Origin of the sequence: Streptomyces sp. NPDC101776, from assembly GCF_044766845.1 — a bacterium.
In the GTDB taxonomy this organism is placed as follows: Bacteria; Actinomycetota; Actinomycetes; order Streptomycetales; family Streptomycetaceae; genus Streptomyces.
In genome coordinates this window covers 279869-302431 of sequence record NZ_JBIWMV010000006.1, presented here as the reverse complement: position 1 = coordinate 302431, position 22563 = coordinate 279869, and the positions used below count along the sequence as shown (strand labels likewise).

Genomic DNA, 22563 nt, shown 5'->3' with positions numbered 1-22563 from the left:
GGGGGGGGGATGGGGGGGGGGGGGTGTTATTTGCCCGCGCGCCCCCCCGCCGGGGATATGTCCCTAAAAACCGCGGGGGCGGCGCATCACAATTCGGCGCCCCCCCCGCCTCAGTTTTTTAGGGGCGCGGGGAACTGCGCGACCAGCCACATACGGCCGGCACTCAACGACCAAGCGCAGCAAGCTCTTTGGCGGCTTCGGTCAGATCCTTCGCGGTATCGATAGCCCGCCAGTAGGCCCCTTGAGGAATCGGGAACCCAGCAAGCCTCAACTCCCGCGCAAGGTGGGGAAACGTAGTCCGCTCATGATCCCCCCGCTCCGGCAACAACCCCGCGAACTCAGGCGAGAAGACATACACACCCGCATTGATCGCGTACTGCGTCGGCGGCGACTCGATGAAGTCCGTGACATGCCCGAACCCGTCCGTCTGCACGGCCCCCCAGGGAATCCGGGGCCGAGCCAGCGCGAGCGTGGCGACGGCATCGCGCTCGGCGTGGAAGTCCGCCATGTCGCGCAGCGAGAACCGCGTCCAGATGTCGCCGTTGGTGGCGTACCACGCCTTGTCCGGGTGGGGCAGACGCGCGGCGGCGTACTTGAGGCCGCCGCCGCGGCCCAGCGGCTCCGTCTCGACGACCGTGGTCACATCGACCGGCAGATCGGCTGTTTTCAGCCAGTCCTGCAGCACCTCGGCGAGATGCCCGCAGCTGACCACCACGTCGGTCACGCCCTCCTCGGCGAGCCAGACGAGCTGATGGCCGATGATCGGCGTCCCCGTGCCGGGGATCTCGACCATCGGCTTGGGCCGGTCGTCGGTGTACGGGCGCAGCCGGGATCCCTGGCCACCGGCCAGGATCACGGCTTGGGTGGGGCGCGACGCGGCGTTCGGATCGGTCATGACCCGAACTGTACGTGGCGGCCCCACCGTGTCTTTCGGCTGCAACCGTTCCTTAATCAGCCGTTACCGACCTCCTACTCCGGGCGCCGGCTCCGGGTCAGCTGTGCGCGGCCATGACCCCGGAGGCGAACGCGGTGTCGCACACGGGGCGGGCGTAGGACTGGGCGCGTGCGGCGCCGTAGATACGGACGGCGGCGCGGCCCAGTGCGCGGGCGATGGAGGTGCAGTGGCCGGCGAGCGAGGGCCGGCCGTTCACCGCCTCCTGGAGGTGGGTCAGGACGACGCCGGGGTTCTTGTCCTGGAGCTCGGTCAGGAGCTGGTCGCGCAGGATGTCCTGCGGGGCGCGTGCGGCGGCCCGAGAGGAGGCTCCGCGTGCCGCCGTGACGTCCGTCGCGGTGAGCATCGAGCTGGAGGGGCTCCCCGACCAGTTGACCCGGGTGACCGCGAGGGTCCCGGAGAGCACCATGACGACGGGCAGGACGAGGGCGAGCGTGCGGCCGACCCGGCGGGCGGGGCCGCCCCGGCCGCGTCGCGGCTGTTGGTTATTGGAGTGCTTCACGCGTGTGAGGGTAGCGCCCGGTAATGATTTGGCGACATTTAGTCACCAATTTGGGGGATGGATTGGTGCCTCGAATTGGGTAAGGCGTTGACGAACGCTGCTCGAAATGACCGTTCTGCCGGGGTATTTGTCGACACGGTCGGCCGCCTCCGGCCAACGGGAAGGGCCCCGCGGCGAACCGCGGGGCCCTCTCGTCGAACCTTTGATCAGTCGGTGAGGCGCTCGCCCGTGGAGGTCGAGAACACGTGGATCTCACCCGGACGCGGGACCACGTGGAGCGTGGCGCCCTTGTCCGGCACGGCGCGACCGCTGACGCGGACGACCAGGTCCTTGAGGTCGTCGCCGACCTTGGCGCTGCCGTAGACGTAACCGTCGGCGCCCAGCTCCTCGACGACGTTCACGGAGACCGCGAGACCGGCGGGGGCGTCCTCGGTGTCCTTGGTGAGGGACTTCGCGGCCTCGCCGTTGTGCTCCTCGATGTCGAAGTGCTCGGGGCGGACGCCGACGGTGACCGTGCGGTCACCCTTGTCGGAGGCGGCCTTGAGGGCCTCGCGGTTGACCGGGACGACCGAGTTGCCGAACTTCACGCCGCCGTCGGTGATCGGGACCTCGATCAGGTTCATGGCGGGGGAGCCGATGAAGCCGGCCACGAAGAGGTTCTTGGGGCGGTCGTACATGTTGCGCGGGCTGTCGACCTGCTGGAGCAGACCGTCCTTGAGTACGGCCACCCGGTCGCCCATCGTCATGGCCTCGACCTGGTCGTGGGTGACGTAGACGGTGGTGATGCCGAGGCGGCGCTGCAGCGAGGCGATCTGCGTACGGGTGGAGACACGGAGCTTGGCGTCGAGGTTCGACAGCGGCTCGTCCATGAGGAAGACCTGGGGCTCACGCACGATGGCGCGGCCCATCGCGACACGCTGGCGCTGACCGCCGGAGAGGGCTTTCGGCTTGCGGCCCAGGTAGTCGGTCAGGTCGAGGATCTTCGCGGCGTCCTCCACCTTCTGGCGGATCTCGGCCTTGTTGACGCCGGCGATCTTGAGCGCGAAGCCCATGTTGTCGGCGACCGTCATGTGCGGGTACAGCGCGTAGTTCTGGAACACCATGGCGATGTCCCGGTCCTTCGGCGGCAGGTGCGTGACGTCGCGGTCACCGATGCGGATGGCGCCGGCGTTGACGTCCTCGAGCCCCGCGAGCATCCGGAGCGAGGTGGACTTGCCACAGCCGGACGGACCGACGAGGACGAGGAACTCGCCGTCCCCGACCTCGATCTCCAGACCGTCAACGGCGGGCTTCTCGGTGCCCGGGTAGATCCGGGTCGCCTTGTCGAACGAAACAGTGGCCATGGTGAAGGCCCCCTTCTACCGGCAGGAACGTGCCGGACGATCCGTTGTAGGAAGGTGGTGTAGTCCACACGAGTGAACTGGGTACGGACGGTACCTGGCGTTTGCCCGGTCTGTCAGTACCCGAGGGCATGTGAACTTCGCGGAAATTTTCGACAGGGCGCGACGGGGACCTGGGTACACTGCACCAGGCACGTGATCGCGCACGCCTCGCCCGCGTCCCGCACACACGCAGGCCTCCTTAGCTCAGTTGGCCAGAGCAACGCACTTGTAATGCGTAGGTCGTCGGTTCGAATCCGACAGGGGGCTCAGTCAAGGTCCAGGTCGGACATCATCTGACCTGGACCTTTTTGCATTCCGTGACCTTGTTTGTGGTGGTGTGTCAGCTCAGAGGTGTTGCCGTGCGTCTCCCGGTGGCCGAGTGGTGGCCAACCGTGCGGTCGGCAGGCAGCGGTGTGCCGCTGTTGGTGGTGTCCGCTTCCCTTGGGAGAGCTTGCGTCGACGTCGATGAGGCCGTGAGAGTCCGGTGCCTCAGGCTCCGCTGCCTTACTCGACGGATGACATGGGGTGTCTATGGGTGTCTATGGGGCGTCTTCAGCGGCCGTCCAGCAACGGCCGGCGCGGATCCCACGTCGTGCCGTCGCGGGCGTCCTTGCGTCGGCGGGCGATGCCGGTGAGTGCCTCCAGGACCACACGGTCGGCGAGGAACGACGTGATCTCGGTGTTGTCGTAGGGCGGCGCGACCTCGACGACGTTGACACCGAGGACGGGGGCTTCGTAGGCGACCCGGCGTACGGCGTCGAGGAGTTGACGGGCTGTCAGGCCGTCGGGCTCGGGGGTGCCGGTGCCCGGAGCGTGTCCGGGGTCGCAGACGTCGATGTCCACCGACAGGAAGACACCGTCGCAGTCGTCCGTGGCGATGGCGAGCGCTTCGGTGAGGCACTCGCCCAGGCCCCGTGCCTCGATCTCGGTCATCTCCCCACGGCCATGGTCACGATGACGACGGCCACGCCTCGGCGTAAGAACTCCTGCCGCCGTGACGTCGAGTTCCCGTCCCGCCCACCTAGGACCGCACGACCCCAGGGCACCCGTTGCCGTCGCTGATCTTCGCGCCCCTCGCCGGCTCACTGCGCGGATCGCGGTGCTGCCAGCCTCACCGGCCCTCGCGCTGAGCAGCGCGACGCCCGGCACCTACGACAACCCATCGCCCACGCATCTGTGGATGGACCAGGGCGAGGATGACTGCCCTTGCGGCCTGTGGTCGAGAGACCCGGCCCGGGGGCGACCGGGCCAGGTCCTCCACGCGATTCACCAGCCCGGTCGGGTGCGAGGCGGCCGGGCTCGCTGCATTCCGCAGCGGGAGCACGGACCGATTCCGGCCGGTCGTGGGGCGGACCGCGTGGTGTGGAAGACCTGCTCGATCACCAGGTGGATACGTTCGCTGGACGGCGAACCGGTCGACGCGCGCGACATTGGAGTGCGTCATGACGGCACCCCACTCGTCCGGTGAGGCGCGAGGGCTGACGGGCGACGAGGTCGGTGGCGGAAATGAGCGCCACGGTTCGGCCGCGTGGAGGCGTTTGAGGAACGGTGGTTGGCGGGACGGCGGTATCAGGGCGGCAACGTCTGCACGGCTGCGCGCGAAGTGGCGCCGATGCTCGGTCGACTGTCCACGCCGAGGCTCTCACTTGGACGGGCCGGTGCGGACGGCCGTACCCCTGACTCACTCACCGCCACCTGCGGCGCGGGCGGTGAAAAATTGGCCGCACTCCGACGGGGCCACGGGGAACGGGGCGTGGCGGCGGAGTTGAAGACCGCTCCTGCGCAACCGCGCAGCAGCGGCAGCTCTACCACAGCGCGCGGTCCGCTGAGGCGTCACTTGCTCCGGTCACCCGGTTGAGGGGTGTCGGGCGACAGGGCCGCAGGGCCGCGGCATGTCGGGCAGCATGCGGAGGTGCTCTCAGGTTCTTCCCGGCGCCCTCGGGGCCGCTTCGTCCGTGACCTCTCCCTCGGCGGTCTGGGGCTGGTGTCCGTCGGCCTCGCGGTGTGGATGACGCTCGACCGACCAGGTGCGGGCAACGTTGCCACGATCGCGAGCCTGTTCTTCGGCATCGCCTCCCTCCTGCTGGCGCTGGTCGACTTCTTCAGACAGGAACCGGCCCGGCCCGATCCGGCCGCATACGCCGACGACCTGGCCCGCACGCTCAGAGCCCAGTGGCTGGAGGAGGCGGAGGCCCGGCGCCTGCGGGACCCGAGGGTGCTGCCACTCGCCTGGGCGACGACATCCCGGCCGGTCGCCGACGATCCCGGCCGGTCGGCCTCCGGCGCACGCGTGCTCCGGGTCCGGATGGACGGCCGGCTCGACGGACGCTTCGACGAGGCGGTTGCCCAACTGGCCGCCGGGCACGCCCAGTTGCCGGACGGCCGACTGGTGATCATCGGTGAGCCGGGGGCCGGGAAGACGGTCCTCGCGATGCTGCTCACGCTGGGACTGCTGAGCACCCGCGAGGCGGGCGGCCCGGTACCCGTCCTGCTTCCCGCGTCGTCGTGGGACCCGGCCCGTGAATCCCTGGACGACTGGATCGTGCGCACGCTCGCGCTGCCGTACTACAGCGGTCGTGAGGAGATTCCGCGCACGCTGCTGACCCACGGCCTCCTGCTCCCCGTACTCGACGGGCTGGACGAGATCCCGGAGTCGGCGCGGCGCAGCGCGATCCGCGGCATCAACCACGCGATCGGCGGCGAACGGCCCGTGGTCGTCACCTGCCGTGCCAACGAGTACGAGGACCTGATCCGGGGCGGGGCGCCCACGCTGCGCCGGGCGCCGGTGGTGGAGATGTCGCGCGTCGCGGCCGAGGACGTCGTCGCCTACCTCGGGGACGTCGACTGGCCGGCGGGTACCGACTGGGATCAGGTCCTCGCCCATCTGCGGGCCCGTACCGAGAGCCCCTTGGCACTGGCACTGTCGACGCCGCTGATGGTGACGTCGGCGCGGCTGGTCTATCAGCGCGGAGGCGGTGCTCCGGGGGAACTCCTGGACGAGGAGGACTTCGACTGCCGGTACGCGGTCGAGGACCACTTGATGCAGCAACTCGTGGATGCCGCGTACGCGCCCGATCCGGCCAGACCCGACGACGCACCGGAACGCGGCCGGGACCGTTGGAGCCCCGCCCAGGCTCGCAAGTGGCTCACGTTCCTGGCCTGTTACCTGCACGACCACCGCGAACGCGACCTGGCTTGGTGGCAGATGAGCGAGCGGCTCCTGTCGCGTTGGACGGGGCCCGTGGTCGGCCTCGGGGTGGGTGGCGCGGTGGCCTTGGCGGGCATCCTCGTGGTCGTGATCTGGGGTTCCGGCACACACACCGGCCGCAGTCTGGCACTCGGGGCACTGGCATTCGGCGCCGGATGCGCGGTCCTGTGCATGATCGTCTGGTACGCGACGGCGGGCCGTCCGCCCGGGCGGCTCTCCTTCTCGCTCTCGGGTTCCCTGGGACGGCTGGGGCGTGGATTCGGCACCGGGGCGGCACTCGCCGCACTGTCCATCGTGCCGGTCCTGTACTGCGCGGCCGTCGTCTACTCCCTTTCCCTTCGCGGGTTCGCGGTCGTCGAGCTGTACTGCGAGATGCTCCTTGCCGCCGTGTGCTTGGCCGTCGTGATGGGGCTCGCGCTGGCCGTACACAACTGGCTGAACGCACCACCGGCGCGGGCCGCGCAGACGGGCCCGGACACCGCGCTCGCCCAGGACCGGCGATCCGCGACAACAGGGGCCCTGCTCGCCGGCCTGGTTGTCGGCCTGACCGGGCTGCCCGGGTGGTATGCGGGGATGCTGTCCGGTGCCCTCCTGGCGAGGCTCTTCACGGGCGGAATCGGCTGGCCCGGCAGGGGGCGTGTCCTGCCTCTCGCCGAACGAGAACTGATCACACTGCGCCAGCTGTTCGGCGTCGACCTGCTGGTCCTCTCGGGCCTCGCTGTCCTGTCGGGAACCATTTTCGCGGTGCTGGTCCTGCTCACTCGCGCGTGGCCCAGGTTCCTCCTGGTCCGGGCCGTATTCGCCCTTCGCGGCCAACTGCCCTGGTCACTCATGGCCTTTCTGGCCGACGCCCGCCGCCGGGAGCTGCTCCGCCAGGTGGGCGGCAGCTACCAGTTCCGCCACATCCGGCTGCAGGAGGCGCTGGCGGGAGTGCCGGCGTACGCAGACCGGTCGCCGGCCCCGCGGCCGACCGATGTGCGACGGCGTACGGTGCTCGCGGTCGCGGCGGTCACAGCGATCGGTGCGGTCACGGCCGGGACCCGGTTCGTGTCGCGGGACATGAGCCTCCGTGTATTCGACGGTCCCGGAGTCGCCATGGCAGGAGTGGCATTCCAACCGGAGAGCCGCTCGCTGGTCTGCACGGCGGCCAATGCCATGTCATGGCAGTGGGACCCGAGCGGCGATCGTCACTCGCTCAAGGGGCTGACCGTGCCGACCCCCGTGACGTTCCACCCGGACGGCCGTCTCCTGACGATGGACCCAAGCCACGTGAGCGGCGATCTGTGGCTGTCAGACATGAGACACCTGCCCAACGGGACGCCTGACTTTCCCGAGAGCACGTACTCATCGCTCGCCCTGGACGTCCACAGCGGCTTGGTCCTCAGGGCCTTCGCACCTGAGTCCGATTTTGGATCTGACAGCTACAGCAGGGGGGCCATAGCAGTCGTGAACGTATGGCGGATACAACCCGATGGGAGCTTTACTCGGCCGATGTCGGATGGACCGGAGCAGGACCTGTGTCCCCCCGCGTCGGTCGCTCTGATCGATGAAGGGGTCGTGGCCATTCTCACCATGGGCAAGGAGGTGTGGCGTTACGAACTGCCCGGATTCACGCACGGTACCTGCCTCCTGCCCGTCGGCAACCAGCCGGACGGCCTGGACGGCACGGCCCGGGCCATCGCTGTCAGCCGCCACGACGGCAGCGTCGCCCTCGCGGGCTCCGCGGGCAGTGCGCTCTGGCGGCGGCACGGCGACGACCGCGCCTGGAGTCCCACACCTCTTCCCGCCGCGTCGGCCCTGGCCTTCAGCCCCAACGCACCGCGTCTCGCGACCGGCGACGACTCGGGGCGCGTACGAGTGTGGCGCACCGATGTCCCCGGCGCTCCGTACGAACTGGTCGGCCACACCGATGCCATCACGGCCATGGACTTCAGCTACGACGGAGCAGTGCTGGCCACCGCCAGTTCCGACGGCACCGTGCGCCTGTGGGACGTTCCACGCTTCGGTTCCTGATCCTCCGTCACCTGGGTTACCCCATCTGTTCATCGTGGACATCCCGCCAGGGCTTTTCTTGTGGATCTGGGCAAATGACGGGACTGGGGTGTGCTGGGGACAGTTAGCTGGACTGTGTGACCGAGACCGAACCACCGTTGCTTGCGGACGTCTATCCCGCGCTGGTGTCGTTCCTCGATGCGGCGCTGGTCTCTGAAGGTGAGCCCACCCTGGCTCAGGCCGTTGCGGGCCTGCGCTTCCACGGGTGGTGCGGATGCAGCCAGACCTGCGCCTACCTTCGAACGGCTCCGGTCGGCCGCGCCGACAGTGCCTGGATCGTTCTCGACGACGAGGAGCCTCGCGTGTGGCTTCAATTGGACCGGGATCACGCTTCGTTCGCCGGGATGGAGATCTGGGAGTTCGACCTGGGACCGGACCTGGTGCTCGACCTCGACCGGCCTTCAGAGACGGGATGATTCAGGGAATGGGTGACGTGAACGAAGCAGCGCTCAAGCGGAAGTTGGGTATCCCGAACTGGCGGAACCTGTCCAAGGACAAGGTGCTCAAGTTCGCGGCGGCGATGCCCGAGATGGCCACCGAGGTGCGGCTCAAGCTCATCGAGCAGTTCCCGGCCTTCAAGGACCTGGGCAAGGCCGACATCGATGCGGTCACGGAGGCCCACAAGTCCACTCTCGCAGCCAACGAGAACAGCCAGAACCACTTCTACCAGGCTTCGCAGGACCAGCGGGACGCCCTGCGGGCCGACCTCGGTCGGGACGACCTCAGCGAGGTGCAGCGGGAGGCCCTCCACGACCGCCTCGACCGAAACGTGCGGCAGGTGTACGAGAAGGACAGCGAGAGCAAGCAGTTCCTGGGGGCGGGGATGAAGGTGGTGGCAGCCGCCGGCGCAGCCGCCCTCGGACTGGGCGTGGTATTCGTCGGCGGCAAGCTCGCCGCAGCGAGCGAGGGCGGTTCCGAGGAATCCCAGTAGGACAGTTGTTGATCGGAAACTCATGGGGTTCTCGTCCGGGCAGTTGACCGAAGCCCTCTGCGACATATCGCTCGATATGTGACGCGGCAGGGGACGGGAACGCCGGAACAGGGCCACGGCGACGGGCCGGAAACCTGAACGGAGTCCGGCGCTACGGGGTCCGGGGCGTCGCGGTACTCCTGGCGCCGGCCCATCACGGCGGTGCGTTGGTCGCGGGGTGGGCCGGGGTGGACGTGTTCTTCGTGCTCTCCGGCTTCCTCGTCACCGCGCCGCTGTGCCAGGAGCGGGACCGGACCGGGCGCATCGATCTACGGACGTTCTACGAGCGCCGCGCCCGCCCCCCCCGCATCGGCCCGTGCCGGGACGACGTACACCCTCTGCCCACCACCCTCAACGCCCAACGCGTCCTCGGCCGGGGCCAGTTCACGGTCCCGCTCGGCGGCTGCGCGGCCGGTGTCGCCGTGGTCCTCGCGCATCTGGTCACCGGGGCGGGTCCCGGCATCCTCGACTGGGTGCGCTGGTCGCTGTGCACGATCCTCGCCCTGGACGTACTGGACGTACTGGACGTACTGGACGCCCTGGACGCCCTGGACGCCCTGGATGTAGTGGACGCCCTGGACGTACTGGTCGCCGCCAGGCAGGCGCTCTTCGTACTGGGCGCATGGCGAGCACCGGTCCTGCGCCCCGCCCCCCGGTGCCGTACCTGACGCTCAACTCCCCACCCACAGCGACCTGGTGCCCCCCTATCAGGAACACCGGGTCCTGCCCGACCGACTGCACCAAGCGGCCCGCCCTGATCGCGGATCACAAGGGCGCGCACCCGCCCGCTCCGGTGACGCCTTCTAACAAAATTATCATCGAAATTGTTAACAATCCTGGCTCTCGACCGACAGTCTGGGACGCGACCGAGCCGCACAACCCCAATCTGCCCGCGGTGTCGCCGAGGCGGTGGGTGCGTACGGCTGTGACCACGCAACCAGCTGTACAAGGAGGTCCACGGGTGGACATCAACCGTAGAACTGTGATCCGGAGCGCCACGGGCGTCGCGGCCATGACCGCGTTCGGAGTCGCCGAGGGCACGGCGGGTACGGCCTTCGCCGGGACCTCGTCGGCGGGCGGTTCGTCGAGCGGTTCGGGGAGTTCGTCCTCGGCGTACTCGCTGGAGTTCGATTCCACCGCCTGGTCCTACGACGCGACCAACGACGTCTACTACCAACTCGGGAAGGTGTACGTCGCGAACCCGGCCGCGGCGGACTACGAGAACCTCTCGATCTACGTACCGGGCGCCTATCTGACGGCCACCGCGAACAGCGACGGGACGACGTACACCGCGAAGCTCAACCGCAAGGGCACCGTCGGGCAGTACTCGGGAGGCACGGCGCCGATCGTGATCCCGGTCAACACCCCCGGCTACGCCCAGCAGGCGCCGGCCACGTCGTACAGCTACAGCAGCGTGTCGCAGTACCTCGCGGCCGGGCTCGTCTACGTGTGGCCGGGCCTGCGCGGCCGGGACAGCTCGACCAGTACCCGCTCCGACGCGGCGCCCTGGGGCGTGACCGACCTGAAGGCCGCGGTCCGCTTCCTCCGGTACAACGAGGGCGTCCTGCCCGGCAGTTCGGACGACATCGTCCTGTTCGGCATGAGCGGCGGCGGCGCCCAGGACACCGTGGCGGGCACGTCCGGCGACAGCCCCCTGTACCACCCCTACCTGCGGACGATCGGCGCCGCGATGGAGGACGCCCAGGGCCGCCCCCTCAGCGACGCGGTCGCCGGTGTCATGGCCTGGTGCCCGATCACCAACCTGGCCGAGGCCAACCTGTCGTACGAGTGGAACATGGGCCAGTTCGCCTCGACCGGCACGCGCGCGTCCGGCACCTGGACCAGCGCCTACTCGGCCGACCTCGCCAAGGCCTGGCCCAAGTACGTCAACCGCCTGGGCCTGCGCGACGAGCACGGCAGGCGCCTGGAGCTGACCGCGTCCAGCAACGGCGTTCACCTGGCGGGCAGTTACCACGACCACCTGATCGAGGTGATCACCACCTCGCTGAACCACTTCCTGTCGGACAACACCTTCCCGTACACCATCACCACGCAGGGCGGCCCGCCCGGATCGGGCCAGACGGGGACCTCGACCACGTACGCGACGGTCGCCGACTACATCGCCTATCTCAACTCCAGTAGCACGTGGGTCAGTTACGACGCCACGACCAACACCGCCACGGTGTCCGGCCTCGAAGGCTTCGTCACCAGCCAGAAGAACGCGAACAAGCCGGTCGGCGCGTTCGACGGGTACGCCCGCGGGCAGGGCGAGAACAGCGTCTTCGCGATGGGTCTTGGCGTCCCCTCGCACTTCGCGCCCCTCACCCGTGATGTCGTCAAGGCGAACGAGACGACGTACGCCACGTACTCCGACTGGAACTCCGCCTACGGCGCCGCCGCCTACGACGGCGACTTCGCGAAGAAGGACAGCGTCGGCAAGGGCATCGCCTGGCGGGCCGAGGCGTACAACCCGCTGTACTTCCTCTCGCCCGCCTTCGCCGGCTACCGGCAGTCGAAGGTGGCGCGGCACTGGCGCATCCGCACCGGCATCATGCAGGGCGACACGGCCAACACCACTGAGATCAACCTCCAGTTGGCCCTGCGGAACTACGGCATCCGCGACGTGGACTTCGCCACGGTGTGGGCCCAGGCGCACACCATGGCCGAGCGCACCGGCAACGCGACGACGAACTTCATCAGTTGGGTGGAGTCCGTCGTCAAGAAGTGACCGCCGGTCCTGACACCCCGGGTGCCTGACCGACGAACCTCGATCAGGCACCCGGTACCGACAGTCACCTGACGTGGCGCGCGGGCCGGGTCGCCAAGTGCAGCAACTGCTCCAGGGGCCCGCGCCTGAAGTGCCGCCTCCACACGATGGCCAGCAGCATCGCGGTCGCGATGAAGCCGAGCAGCACCGGCAGCCCGGCCATCGTCTCGTCCTCGACGACGGCCACGTACCGGACATCGGTCAGGAGCCAGAGGGCGACGATGTGCAGGACGTAGACGGTCAGGGCCATCGTGCCGACCGCGGAGACGGGCGCCAGTGACCGGGTGAGGCGGGGCATCCGGTCGGCGACCGTCAGGCACCCGGCGAGCACCGCGAACGCGACGCCCGTGTTGCCGACGACGGAGAAGGTCGTCTGGCTGTGCGGTGCGGCCACCAGGAGCCAGGCGAGCGGTGTGCCGTTCCGGGGTTCGCCGACCGTGTCGGACCACCAGGCCGACGAGGCCGAACTGCCGCCGGTGGCCGTCGAGATGACGGTCAGCGCGTGCGGGACGAGGCGCAGGGCCAGCCAGGAACCGCCGTAGCCGAGGACGGCGAGCGCGCCGCCGGTCAGGGCGAGCCGGATCCGGATCCCGGGCCGAGTGAGGTCGAGCCGGGCCACCGCCATGCCCGCGATCAGGAACGGCGCCCAGGTCAGGGCCGGGTAGTCGCCGGTGAACAGCAGCTCTACGACGCCGTCCGTACCGCTGATCCGGGCCAGCGGGTCCGCCTGGACGACGGCGTCCGCCCACCCGCCCTCCTCGATCAACTTCCGTACGGTGTAAAGGATTTGGGGCAGGACCAGGGCGCCTGCGGCGGCGACGAGCGCGAGCGTCGCGGCGCGCAGCCGGTGCAGCGGGAGCACGGTCAGGAAGAGCAGGCCGTAGCAGCTGAGGATCACGTCGACCTCGGTGCCCAGGGCGGTCAGCGCGTAGCCGAGGGCCAGCAGGACCACGGCGCGGATCGCGACCCGGGTCATCGCCTGGCGGCCGGCGCGGCCGGTCCGGGGGTGGGGGCGGCCGGTGATGATGATCAGCGAGAATCCGGCGAGCACGGCGAACAGGGCGGAGGAGCGGCCTCGTGCGGTCTCCAGCAGGAAGCCGACGGGTCCGCCGACCGTGACGTCGGGGCCGACGTGCGCGGAGTACATGCCGAGGACGGCGAGTCCGCGCGCCAGGTCGACACCGATGAGGCGTCCGGTCGTTGGAGCGTCGGTGGGGACCGTCTGCCGCTCGGGTAACGCGGCGGCCGGCGCGGCCGGCGATACGTCGTGTGTCATGCCCTCAGGATTCGCGGGCCGCGAGGAACAGCCCACCCGGCAACCTTCCGGAGCCGCCCCGCCGACCGGCCGGAACCGCACCGGCCGACCGGACGGTCCCAGTCGACGAACGGCAGGCGGGACTAGGGGCAGTTGACGAACGGCAGTCAGGAATACGGGCAGTTCACGAACAGCGAGCGGCAGTACGGGCAGTTGAGGAGCGCAGCGCACATGATCCGTGTCCTGGTGGTCGACGACGAGGCTCTCGTCCGTACCGGCTTCACCCACATCCTCAACGCCTCGGACGGCATCGGAGCCGTGGCGGCGGTTCCCGGCGGCCAAGCAGTGCAGGCGGTAAGGGAGTTGAGCCCCGACGTCGTCCTGCTCGACATCCGGATGCCCGACGTGGACGGACTGACCGTCCTGGCCGAACTCCGCCGGCTGTCGAACCCTCCCGTGGTGGCGATGCTGACGACCTTCGACACCGACGAGTACGTCGAGGCGGCGCTGCGTTCCGGCGCCGCCGGTTTCCTCCTCAAGGACACCGACCCCGAGCAACTGCCGTATCTGATCCGCACCTTGGCCGAGGGCGGAACCGTACTGTCGTCGCAGGTCATACGCACGGTGGTGGACAGCTTCCTCGACCAGGGCGGGCGCGAGCCCTACGCCGTTCGGCTCGTCGACCGGCTGAGCGGGCGCGAGCGTGCCGTTCTCGCGCTGATGGCCGAGGGCCTCTCCAACACCGACATCGGCGACCGGCTCCATCTGAGCACCGGCACCGTCAAAGGCCATGTCAGCGTCGTCTTCGAGAAGTTACGGGTCGACAACCGGGTGCAGGCCGCACTGGTCGCCGAACGGGCCGGACTGCTCAGGCCGCCCGAGGACGGAGCCGTCCGATGAACTCCCGCCGCCCGCCTGCCCTGTTGGTGGACGCGCTGCTGGTCTGTGCCGCGCTGCTGGACCTGTGGGTGAACCTCGACAGCGACAACCACCCGGCCACCGCCTACGGCCTCCTCGCCGCCCTGGCTCTCACGCTGCGCCGCCACCGCCCGCTGCTGGCCTTCGTCCTCACGCTCCCCTCCGCCCTGATCGGCGACGCGGCGATCGCCACGATGGCCGCGCTGTACACCCTCTCCTCGCTCTGCCGGCACCGCGCGCTGCTCGTGGCCTGCGCCCTGGCCTTCGCCGTCGTCGACTTCATGCCCTGGCCGTGGACGTCCCTCGACGTCGACGAACTCGACGAGACCTACAGCCTGGTGCACCTCACCTACACCCTCGCCACGGCCGCCGCTCCGGTCTTCCTCGGCCAACTCGTCCAGGCCCGGCGCGAGTTGACGCTTCGGCTCGCCGAGATCTCCGAGGCCCGTGAGCAGGAGCAACTGCTCAGCGCCCAGGCCGTGTTGGCGAAGGAGCGCGCCCAACTCGCCCGTGAGATGCACGACGTGGTCTCCCACCAGGTCAGCCTCATCGCCGTGACCGCCGGCGCACTTCAGGTCGGCAGCCCGGACGCCGAGGCGAGAGCGGCCGGGGCCACGATCCGCCGGCTCAGCGTGCAGACCCTGGAGGAGCTACGGCACATGGTCGGCGTCCTGCGCGCCTCCGGCAGCCGTCCCACCGAACTCACGCCCCAACCCTCCCTCGCCGATCTGCACCAGCTGATCGACGCCAGCGGCATCGAGACCCGACTGGAGACGGACCTGCCCGACGGGCTCCCGCCCACTCTCCAGCGCGCCGTCTACCGCACGGTCCAGGAAGCGCTCACCAACGTCCGCAAACACGCCCCCGGCGCCACCGCGACCGTCCGCATCCACCACAGGGACGGCGCCCTCCGCACCACCATCACCAACACCGCCGCCACCCGCTCCGCACTCCCGCTGCCCGGCGCCCACCACGGTCTCGTCGGCCTGCGCCAGCGCGCCGAACTCCTCGGCGGCACCATCACCTCCGGTCCGACGACCGACGGCGGCTACGAACTCCACCTGGAACTCCAGGCCGACGACTCCGCCTGACCTTCGTACGTCCGGCATGCCAGTAGCGCGGCAGCCCTCCGGCACGTGTGCTGCCGATATCTGTCGAGGGCGCTATCGGCGGGCCGAGTGGGCCGGCCCGCGGGCTGGAGCACCCGAGCGCGCAACGGCGAACGAGGCGAAGCCGATCGCCAGCGCCCCGATCACCGCTCCCAGCGTGTTGAAGGTGAGGTCGTCGACGTCCGCCGTTCTCCCCGCACGCTCCAGCCATTGCGTGAATTCAATGACGAAGCTGAATGCCACGCACGATCCCAGGGCGATATACAGGGAAGGTCTGCGTGCGCTGTAGTAGGCCAGCACGCACAGCGGAATGAACATCAGGGCGTTCGCGGCCTCCTGCTTGAAGATCATTGAGATCTCGCTCGCATCCAGACCGGACGTTCCGTACAGAAGACCTTCGCCCGGAAGCCAGTAGATCTTTCCGTCATCCGTTCCCAGTGTGCCCTCAGGAATTACCGTCACGGCGAGAACGAGAAATGACCAGAGCGACAGGAAAACCCGCGCTGCCGACCGCACACTGTCGGGGTGCCGAGAGTACAGGCGTTCGACGGCCAGGCAGGCGAGTACGGTTGCCGCGATCGCGGCAAGACACGTGGCCGGAGTTACGTAGAAGACGACTCGCCACACGGCTTGCCCTCCCTGACTCTTGGGCATGAAAACCAAGGCTGCGGGTGCGAGAGTAGCACTCCAGGGCTCCCAAACTCGCGGCCCCCATTTACATGCAGTACCACTTGCCGATATAGGTTTCACCGGATTTGGTCTTCATGGCGGCCCGAATGCACCAGCCCTTGTCCATCGTGAGATACCGGGTCTTCGAGACGGTGCGTCCGGCCTTCGCCGTCAGCCAGGTCGAGTCATAGTCTTTCGGCTGAACATTTCCGTCCGGGGTCTTGGCCTGTTCCCCCAGCATGACAACGACATCGGGGCCGCCGTTCTTGAAATACCGGGTCTCGTAGTCCCCGCTCGGCCCGGCCGGGTGATAGATGCAGAGCTGTCCGTTGTCGAGGTCGCCGCAACCGTCGCTGGTCGCGCCGGCCGCGGGCGCCATCGCGATGGAAAGAGCGGCGACAACGGCCATGGCGGACGCCAGAACTCCCGCTTTACGCACGGGATCCCCCTGATTACTGAGTGTGATTGGTCGTGGTCACGCTAGCACCGGCGTTGATCGTTGTGCGCATTCCCGCCACGACAGAGGCAGGGGCAGCGGCAGAGACGGAGACGGAGGCTGAGGCTGAACCGGACGGTTGTCAGTGCCCGTTCGTAGGATCACGGACATGCCTGATGCCTTCACCGTCCTGTGGACCCACGGCACCTGTCACGCCCTGCGGAAGGCCGGTCGCGCGGGTGAGCGTCCTCCGGTCGCCTTCAGCGGCGTCCACAGCTCGCTGCCCGCCTGGTCCGGCGCCCAGGCCGAGGACGAGGTGTACGCGCTGCACGTCAACCGGGGCACGGTGTTCGTGGTCAGCCGGATGCGGGTGACCGACCGGGAGCGGCGCGAGTGCTGCGGTACGGCCCCCGCGACCTGGCAGGATCCGGCGTTCCCCGGTCACGGCGACTGGTCGATGCTCGGCGCGGGCGGCTGCGGTGCCGCGGCCGTGCACGTGGACGCGACCCCCGTACGCTTCGACCTGCCCCTCCCCGGCGAACTCCTGGCACGGCTCATGTGGCGCAACCGCCGGGGCCAGACCCGCGGTCTCAAGCACCTCGTGGACGGCCGCCTGGAGCGTGCCGTCGGTCTTCAGGGGTTCTACCGACTGACCCCCGAGTCGGCCGACGAACTGTCGGAGGTGTCGGCAGGGCTTTCCCGCGAGGTCGACCGCCACCTGGTGTGAACAGTTTCTGGCAGCCGCTCCCCGGAGCGGTACGAGGGCTCCGGCAAAACCATTTGAGACGTCCGGCACGCGCTGGCACGGTAGCCCCTTGTGCCTGCAACAGACGCCCCAGGAAACCGAGATCGTGAACCACCGGACAGGGACGCGTCACCGGTAACCAGTACCGGCCTCGCCTCCGGGCGACCGCTCCGCTCCGCCGCCTTCCGCTGGTTCCTGGCCGGCCAGTCGATCTCCATGGCGGGCAGTGCCATGGCGCCGGTCGCCCTGGCCTTCGGCGTCCTGGAGGCCACCGGCAGCGCGAGCTGGCTGTCCGCGGTCACCACCGCGGCTCTGGTCCCGATGCTCGCGGCGCTCCTCCTCGGCGGCGGAATCGCCGACCGCTACCGGCGCGACACCGTCCTGCGCCTCACCAGTCTGGGTGCCGGCCTCACTCAGGCCGGTGTCGCGCTCGTCCTCCTGACGCACCAGCACCCGGCGTACCTGCTGCCGCTCTCCGGCCTCAACGGCATCTTCCAGGGACTGACCAGGCCCGCGCTGCGCGGCATCGTCGCGAACCTGGCGGCGGGACGCGGCATCCAGCGGGCCAGCTCCCTGCTGGCGTCCGCGAGGAACGCCGCGCAGATCCTCGGTCCGACAGCGGCCGGCCTGTTGACCGCTTCCGTGGGCGGAGGCTGGGCGATCGCCGCGGATGCGGTCTCGTTCCTCCTGGCGGCCGCGTGCTTCGCCCGGGTGTCGTTGCCGGACCGGCTGCCGCGTACCGAGGGTGACCCGACGATGCTCGGTGAACTCCGGGAAGGCTGGAGCTACTTCAGCTCACAGCCCTGGATCTGGACGGTGACGCCGGCGTTCGCGGTCTTCAACGCCCTCAACAGGGGTGTCTTTCAGATCCTGGGCCCGGTGATCGCCAACGGCACGATCGGTGCCGGGGGTTGGGGGCTGGTGCTGAGCGCCCGCGGTGTCGGGGCGCTGACGGCCGGCGTGGTGATGGTGAAGGTGACGGTGCGGCGGCCGATGGGACCGGCGCTGGCCTCGATGTCGCTGGGCGCGCTGCCGCTGATCCTGCTCGGCGTCGGCGCGAACACCCTCTGGCTGGCGGCGGCGGCCTTCGTGGCGGGCGTGGTCGCCGAGTTCTTCACCGTCGTGTGGGAGACCGTCCACAACACCCACATCCCGGAACGGCTGCTGTCCCGGGTCGGCGCCCACGACGAGTTCTGGTCCTTCGTGCCCGTCCCGGTCGGCCAGTTGTCCACGCCTTTCCTCGCCGCGGCGTTCGGAACGGCGACGGTCGCCGTCACCGGCGGCGGGGTGGCGGCGGTGGCGATGCTCTTGCCGTTGCTGGTGGCCGCACTCCGGCGGATCGAGATCAACCGGATCGGCGATTGAGCCCCGGCGGCGGACGGTCTGTGTTTTCAGCATGTCGTCTATAGCCGGATCGAAGGATCGACCGCCCTTGCCACATGGCCATCCTCAAGTCCCCCGCCGCATTTCCAGACCGCGGTGTCCTGAAAATAATCTACGTGCATACCGAGGGAGTGGCGGCTACAGACAGGCCAGACCATGACGTAATAATCCATGACAAATTCCTGCACCCCTTCCGCCACGGTACCCAAAACCTCCGCCCAATCCGGCGTCGAGACCTCCACCGAATTGAAGCGAACTACACCGACCGGCCCAAAATCAGGGTCGCGAAAGTAGTTGACGTAGCAGAATTCCTCCCCGGCGATCCTCTTCTCTGTGTCGTCGAACACCGAATTCCGGATCACCTCGAAGGCCGATCTCGCCATGGAGAAGGTGCGCGTGGTCCAGAGTTCGCAGAATTCGCCTTCGGGCAGCTCTCCGAATTCGTCATACGTCTCGGACATCCACGCCAGCACCTCCTCCGGGAGATCCTCGTCCTGTCGCCAGACGGCTCGCAGCATCCTGTTTCGCCAGTCCGGAAAGTCCGACATCCGCGCTGCCCTTCCGATTGGATTCACGCGTTGACATTGCGCCCGGCGAAATAGCATATCGCCTGGGTCGACCTGAAGATCATCAGGTGAGCGGTGCGTATATGCCCTTGTTTGTCCGCTGCCTGCCCATGCCAGGGGCAGGCAGCGCACACTCCCCTGGCGGATACTCGGGGCATGGACAGGAAGCCGCGGTTGGGGGAGTTCCTCAGGACACGTCGGGCTCAGTTGCAGCCGGTGGATGTAGGGATACCGGAGTACGGAGAGCGGCGCCGGGTGCCCGGGCTGCGCCGGGACGAGTTGGCGCGGCTCGCCGGGGTGGGGCTGTCCTACTACACGCGACTTGAGCAGGGCAGCTCGCTCAACGCGTCCCCCGAGGTGCTGGACGCGCTGGCCCGTGCCCTCGGTCTCGACGAGGTGGAGCGCGCCCATCTGCACGATCTGGCCGGCGCGGCACGCCGCGTCACCACTCCGCGCAGACCCGCTCCGGAGCGGACCGGCGAGACGACCCGGCAACTCCTCGCCGCGTTCGGTGACACACCCGCGATCGTCCTCGGTCGCCGTAGCGACGTACTGGCCTGGAACCGCACCGGACACGCCCTGTTCGCCGGGCACTTGGAGGCGCGGATACCCGAACAGGCCGACCGGCGGCCGAACATGGCGCGGCTGGTGTTCCTGGACGCGCACACCCGGGACCTGTTCGTGGACTGGCCGAAGAAGGCCAGGAACGTGGTCGGCAAGCTCCGGCTCGCCGCCGGGCAGCACCCCGACGATCCCCGGCTGGCCTCGCTCATCGGTGAACTGACCATGAGGAGCGAGGAGTTCGCCACGATGTGGGCCGAGCACGGGGTCCGTAAGTGGGCTCTCGCCGCGTACCGCATGCACCATCCGCTCGTCGGGCGCATGGAGCTCAACCTCCAGTCCCTGGGCGTCCCCCAGGAAGAGGGGCAACGCATCGTCGTGGCCACGGCCGGCTCCGACAGCGCGTCCGCGGCGGCGCTCTCCCTCCTTGCCCGGCTCGACATGCCGACTCCCGCAGATCTGAGCGAGCCCGCCGGCCGCCGCTGACCGTCCCTCTTCCTCCCGCTGCCCCTGCCCCTGACGACACCGTCCTCCGGGTGCGCTCCCAGCGTGCCCGCACGCCTGGAACAAACGCCCGCTACCTGATGCCACGAGCCGACCACGACTTCTGGCACCCGGGGAACAACCACCGCCCCCGCACCGCCGCGGCCAACGCCAACGTCTTCGACGACAGCGTCGCACCCGTCGTGGACGCGGGCCAGGCCGTGCTGTGGGAGGACGTCCACGACATCGACGCCGTCCGCTTCGCCGCGCCCGCCCCGGCCCCACGGTGGGACGGGATACGGGACGCGACCGCACCCGGCGGAACCGCGCCCGCCCGGACCCGTTCCGGCTTCGGCGGCCTGGACCTCTCCCCGGTGCTGGGCCCCGGCTGGGCCCCGGCCACCTCACCGTGACCGTCGCCGCCCCCGAACACCCCTCCGGCGGGCTGCCGTTGCTGGTCTTCGTGCACGGCGGAGGACTCATCTCGGGAATGGGCCAGGCCCCGCTCTACGAAGGCTCGTCCTTCGCCCGCGCCGGAATCGTCACCGTCACCCTCAACTACCGCCTGGGGGTGGCCGGTTGGCTCGACATCCCCGGCGCGCCGGCCAACCGCGGGCTGCTCGACGTCGTCGCCGCGCTGCGCTGGGTGGCCGAGAACGCCGTGGCCTTCGGCGGCGACCCGGGGAAGGCGACCGTCGCGGGCCAGTCCGCCGGGGCGATGATCGTCGCCGCGCTGCTGGCCCGTCCCGACGCCCGGCGCGAGCGGCTGTTCAGCCGGGCGATCAGCCAGAGCGGCAGCGGTACGGCGGCGATCAGCGCGGAGCAGGCGGCGCTGACCACCCGGGCGGTGGCCGAGGCGCTGAAGGTCCGGGCAACTCCCGTTGAACTGGGCGCGGTTGACGACCGGCGGCTGACGGAGGCACTCGGCGCGGTCGGCCCGGTCGTCGTCATACCGGACAGTCCGCTCGACACCTCGCTCGGCGAGAGCCCCGTGAAATGCGTCATCGACGGCGGGTCGCTGGACCGCCAGCCCGCCGAGGCCGTGTACGGCGGCCGGGGCGCCGACGTGGATCTGCTCATCGGGACGAACCGCGAGGAGGCCAACCTCTACACCGTGCCCTCGGGCATCCCCAAGACCGAGCCCCGCCCGCTCGCCCTCGCCGAACGGCGCGTGGCCAACCCCCGGGAAGCGCTCACCGCGTACCGGACCACCCAACCGACTGCCAAACCAACCGAGTTGGCAAGTCGGCTCATCACGGACACCTTCACCCGGGGCGGTCGGCGCCTCGCCGCATCCCACGCCCACGTCAGCCACCACCGCACCCGCACCTTCGCCTACGAGTTCGCCTGGCGCTCACCCGCGTTCGGCGGCGCGCTCGGCGCCTGCCACTGCGTGGAACTGCCGTTCGTCTTCCACCGCACCGACCTGCCCGCCCTCTACGGCGACACAGCCCTGCTCGGCCCCTACCGGCCGCCGCCCGGCCTGGCGGACCGCACCCACGCGGCCTGGACCGCGTTCGTCCGCGACGGCGACCCGGGCTGCCCCCGTACGACCTCGCGACGCGCGCCACCGCCGTCATCGACGAGCGCTGGACCATGATCAGCGACGTCGATCGGAGGGACCGCGACGTGAACACGTGGTGAGAGAAGCCGAGTTCAGAAATCGTCGGGCAACTGTCTCAACGACGGGTCCGAGACGCGCGCGAGCAGGGCCCTCGTGAAGCGTTCGGCGTGCAGGACGCGGAACGGTCCGGAGCGGTACGGGCGGGTGGCCGGGTCGACGCGGTCGGTCAGGTTCAGTTGGTTGTGGATGCCCGCCACCGCTTCGTAGGCGTAGGACAGGTGCTTCTCGCGGGTGTGCCAGTCCGTGGCGGCGAGGGCGGCCGTGAGCACCGGGGTGAGGCGGTGACCGGCCGTCGTACGGGCGAAGGCGCTGCCGAGCCATTTGTCGTACGGCGGGTAGCGGCGGTCCATGAGGAGGCACAGGCGCATCAGACGGCGGGTCAGATGGGCCGCGATCATGGCGGAGCCCAGCTCGTCGCCGACCTCGCCGCAGCGGCCCACGAAGGCTTCCCGCTCGGCGACGCGCTGCCACTGGCGGGCCATGACGTGCAGCCAGACGTCGCGGGGATACCAGCGCAAGGTGTGGCGCAGCGGGCCGAGTTGGTGCAGGCCGTCGTGGAAGACGGCGCCCGCGGTGACTTCGGCGAGGAGCTGGGTGGGGGTGGTCAGCCAGTCCGCCGGGGTGATGCCCTGCGTCGGGTCGAAGCCGAGGGTCGCGGTGAACCAGGCCGTGGTGTGGGTGACTTCGACGCAGTGGTGGGTGGGGTGACCGTGGAAGGTTCTCGGGAGATGCTCGGCGAGGTGGTGTCTGATGCGGCCCGCGTGCCCGGGCAAGTCCCTTGCACGGAGGAAGAGTTGGAGACGCGGGCCCCATTCCGGGCCTCGCGAGCGGGGGGTGTCGTAGCCGAGGACCTCGGAGCCGCCGCCGATACGGGCGGCGGAGTGCGGGAGGCCGGGGGCGGCCTCTTCGAGGAGGGGGCGGACGGTTTCTGTGTAGAAGCGGCGGGAAAGTTCGAGGCCCGGTAAGAAAGTTGGCATATTC

Annotated in this window: 21 protein-coding genes and 1 tRNA gene; 13 read left to right on the top strand and 9 right to left on the bottom strand. The window is 69.4% G+C overall.

What is annotated here, in order from left to right; all coding sequences use genetic code 11:
* Window positions 1–163: 163 nt before the first annotated feature.
* From ACIRRY_RS22025 to ACIRRY_RS22015, 3 genes are all read right to left on the bottom strand, one after another.
* On the bottom strand, window positions 164–895 hold the full coding sequence (locus ACIRRY_RS22025) for an NDP-sugar synthase (RefSeq protein WP_403975224.1): 732 nt from the start codon (window positions 893–895) through the stop codon (window positions 164–166).
* Window positions 896–992: 97 nt separating this feature from the next.
* Window positions 993–1454 (bottom strand): hypothetical protein, encoded by a 462-nt coding sequence (locus ACIRRY_RS22020; protein WP_403975222.1) that lies wholly within the window; start codon window positions 1452–1454, stop codon window positions 993–995.
* A 206-nt stretch (window positions 1455–1660) separates the two neighbouring features.
* Window positions 1661–2797 carry an ABC transporter ATP-binding protein gene (locus tag ACIRRY_RS22015; RefSeq protein WP_403975220.1) on the bottom strand — a complete coding sequence of 379 codons (1137 nt, stop codon included), beginning with the start codon at window positions 2795–2797 and terminating at the stop codon, window positions 1661–1663.
* Between the two features lie 232 nt (window positions 2798–3029).
* On the opposite strand from ACIRRY_RS22015, the gene ACIRRY_RS22010 reads away from it, so the two are divergent.
* Window positions 3030–3103 (top strand) — tRNA-Thr (locus ACIRRY_RS22010).
* 285 nt (window positions 3104–3388) lie between these two features.
* Here the strand turns inward: ACIRRY_RS22010 and ACIRRY_RS22005 are convergent.
* Entirely contained in the window at window positions 3389–3769 is a 381-nt protein-coding gene (locus tag ACIRRY_RS22005) for an arginase family protein (RefSeq protein ID WP_403975217.1), read from the bottom strand.
* A 979-nt stretch (window positions 3770–4748) separates the two neighbouring features.
* On the opposite strand from ACIRRY_RS22005, the gene ACIRRY_RS22000 reads away from it, so the two are divergent.
* From ACIRRY_RS22000 to ACIRRY_RS21980, 5 genes are all read left to right on the top strand, one after another.
* Window positions 4749–8057 carry an NACHT and WD40 repeat domain-containing protein gene (locus tag ACIRRY_RS22000; protein WP_403975214.1) on the top strand — a complete coding sequence of 1103 codons (3309 nt, stop codon included), beginning with the start codon at window positions 4749–4751 and terminating at the stop codon, window positions 8055–8057.
* Window positions 8058–8173: 116 nt separating this feature from the next.
* On the top strand, window positions 8174–8512 hold the full coding sequence (locus ACIRRY_RS21995; protein WP_403975212.1) for a hypothetical protein: 339 nt from the start codon (window positions 8174–8176) through the stop codon (window positions 8510–8512).
* Window positions 8513–8529: 17 nt separating this feature from the next.
* The gene (locus tag ACIRRY_RS21990; protein ID WP_403975210.1) at window positions 8530–9027 is read left to right on the top strand and encodes a hypothetical protein; all 498 of its coding nucleotides are present in this window, start codon (window positions 8530–8532) and stop codon (window positions 9025–9027) included.
* Window positions 9028–9254: 227 nt separating this feature from the next.
* Window positions 9255–9734, top strand: coding sequence for a hypothetical protein (locus ACIRRY_RS21985; RefSeq protein WP_403975208.1), 480 nt, complete (start codon window positions 9255–9257; stop codon window positions 9732–9734).
* A gap of 293 nt (window positions 9735–10027) precedes the next feature.
* Entirely contained in the window at window positions 10028–11794 is a 1767-nt protein-coding gene (locus ACIRRY_RS21980) for an esterase (protein WP_403975206.1), read from the top strand.
* 64 nt (window positions 11795–11858) lie between these two features.
* Here the strand turns inward: ACIRRY_RS21980 and ACIRRY_RS21975 are convergent, their stop codons facing one another.
* Window positions 11859–13109 (bottom strand): DUF418 domain-containing protein, encoded by a 1251-nt coding sequence (locus ACIRRY_RS21975; RefSeq protein ID WP_403975204.1) that lies wholly within the window; start codon window positions 13107–13109, stop codon window positions 11859–11861.
* Window positions 13110–13319: 210 nt separating this feature from the next.
* On the opposite strand from ACIRRY_RS21975, the gene ACIRRY_RS21970 reads away from it, so the two are divergent.
* Window positions 13320–13988 carry a response regulator gene (locus ACIRRY_RS21970; RefSeq protein WP_403975202.1) on the top strand — a complete coding sequence of 223 codons (669 nt, stop codon included), beginning with the start codon at window positions 13320–13322 and terminating at the stop codon, window positions 13986–13988.
* A complete protein-coding gene (locus ACIRRY_RS21965; protein ID WP_403975199.1) occupies window positions 13985–15097 on the top strand; it encodes a sensor histidine kinase in 1113 nt (370 codons plus the stop codon). Before ACIRRY_RS21970 ends, ACIRRY_RS21965 begins: the two co-directional genes overlap by 4 nt.
* Window positions 15098–15169: 72 nt before the next feature.
* Here the strand turns inward: ACIRRY_RS21965 and ACIRRY_RS21960 are convergent, their stop codons facing one another.
* Together ACIRRY_RS21960 and ACIRRY_RS21955 are read right to left on the bottom strand one after the other, a co-directional pair.
* Complete coding sequence (locus tag ACIRRY_RS21960; RefSeq protein WP_403975196.1) at window positions 15170–15742, bottom strand: VanZ family protein; 573 nt, start codon at window positions 15740–15742, stop codon at window positions 15170–15172.
* An 88-nt stretch (window positions 15743–15830) separates the two neighbouring features.
* Entirely contained in the window at window positions 15831–16193 is a 363-nt protein-coding gene (locus ACIRRY_RS21955; RefSeq protein WP_403975193.1) for a hypothetical protein, read from the bottom strand.
* A 196-nt stretch (window positions 16194–16389) separates the two neighbouring features.
* Between ACIRRY_RS21955 and ACIRRY_RS21950 the strand changes: the two genes are divergently transcribed.
* Together ACIRRY_RS21950 and ACIRRY_RS21945 are read left to right on the top strand one after the other, a co-directional pair.
* Complete coding sequence (locus ACIRRY_RS21950; protein ID WP_403975191.1) at window positions 16390–16947, top strand: hypothetical protein; 558 nt, start codon at window positions 16390–16392, stop codon at window positions 16945–16947.
* Window positions 16948–17037: 90 nt separating this feature from the next.
* Window positions 17038–18330 carry an MFS transporter gene (locus ACIRRY_RS21945; RefSeq protein WP_403975188.1) on the top strand — a complete coding sequence of 431 codons (1293 nt, stop codon included), beginning with the start codon at window positions 17038–17040 and terminating at the stop codon, window positions 18328–18330.
* Between the two features lie 38 nt (window positions 18331–18368).
* On the opposite strand, the gene ACIRRY_RS21940 is transcribed toward ACIRRY_RS21945, so the two are convergent.
* Window positions 18369–18896, bottom strand: a complete 528-nt coding sequence (locus ACIRRY_RS21940) for a hypothetical protein (protein WP_403975186.1) — start codon at window positions 18894–18896, stop codon at window positions 18369–18371.
* Window positions 18897–19070: 174 nt separating this feature from the next.
* Between ACIRRY_RS21940 and ACIRRY_RS21935 the strand changes: the two genes are divergently transcribed.
* Genes ACIRRY_RS21935 through ACIRRY_RS21925 form a run of 3 tightly spaced genes read left to right on the top strand, consistent with a single transcriptional unit; the run spans window position 19071 to window position 21558 of the window.
* Complete coding sequence (locus ACIRRY_RS21935) at window positions 19071–19961, top strand: helix-turn-helix transcriptional regulator (protein ID WP_403975184.1); 891 nt, start codon at window positions 19071–19073, stop codon at window positions 19959–19961.
* 50 nt (window positions 19962–20011) lie between these two features.
* A complete protein-coding gene (locus ACIRRY_RS21930) occupies window positions 20012–20371 on the top strand; it encodes a hypothetical protein (protein ID WP_403975182.1) in 360 nt (119 codons plus the stop codon).
* Window positions 20368–21558 carry a carboxylesterase family protein gene (locus tag ACIRRY_RS21925; RefSeq protein WP_403975180.1) on the top strand — a complete coding sequence of 397 codons (1191 nt, stop codon included), beginning with the start codon at window positions 20368–20370 and terminating at the stop codon, window positions 21556–21558. Before ACIRRY_RS21930 ends, ACIRRY_RS21925 begins: the two co-directional genes overlap by 4 nt.
* A gap of 56 nt (window positions 21559–21614) precedes the next feature.
* Here ACIRRY_RS21925 and ACIRRY_RS21920 read toward each other — a convergent pair whose 3' ends face one another.
* A complete protein-coding gene (locus ACIRRY_RS21920) occupies window positions 21615–22559 on the bottom strand; it encodes a DUF4037 domain-containing protein (protein ID WP_403975178.1) in 945 nt (314 codons plus the stop codon).
* Window positions 22560–22563: the final 4 nt, after the last annotated feature.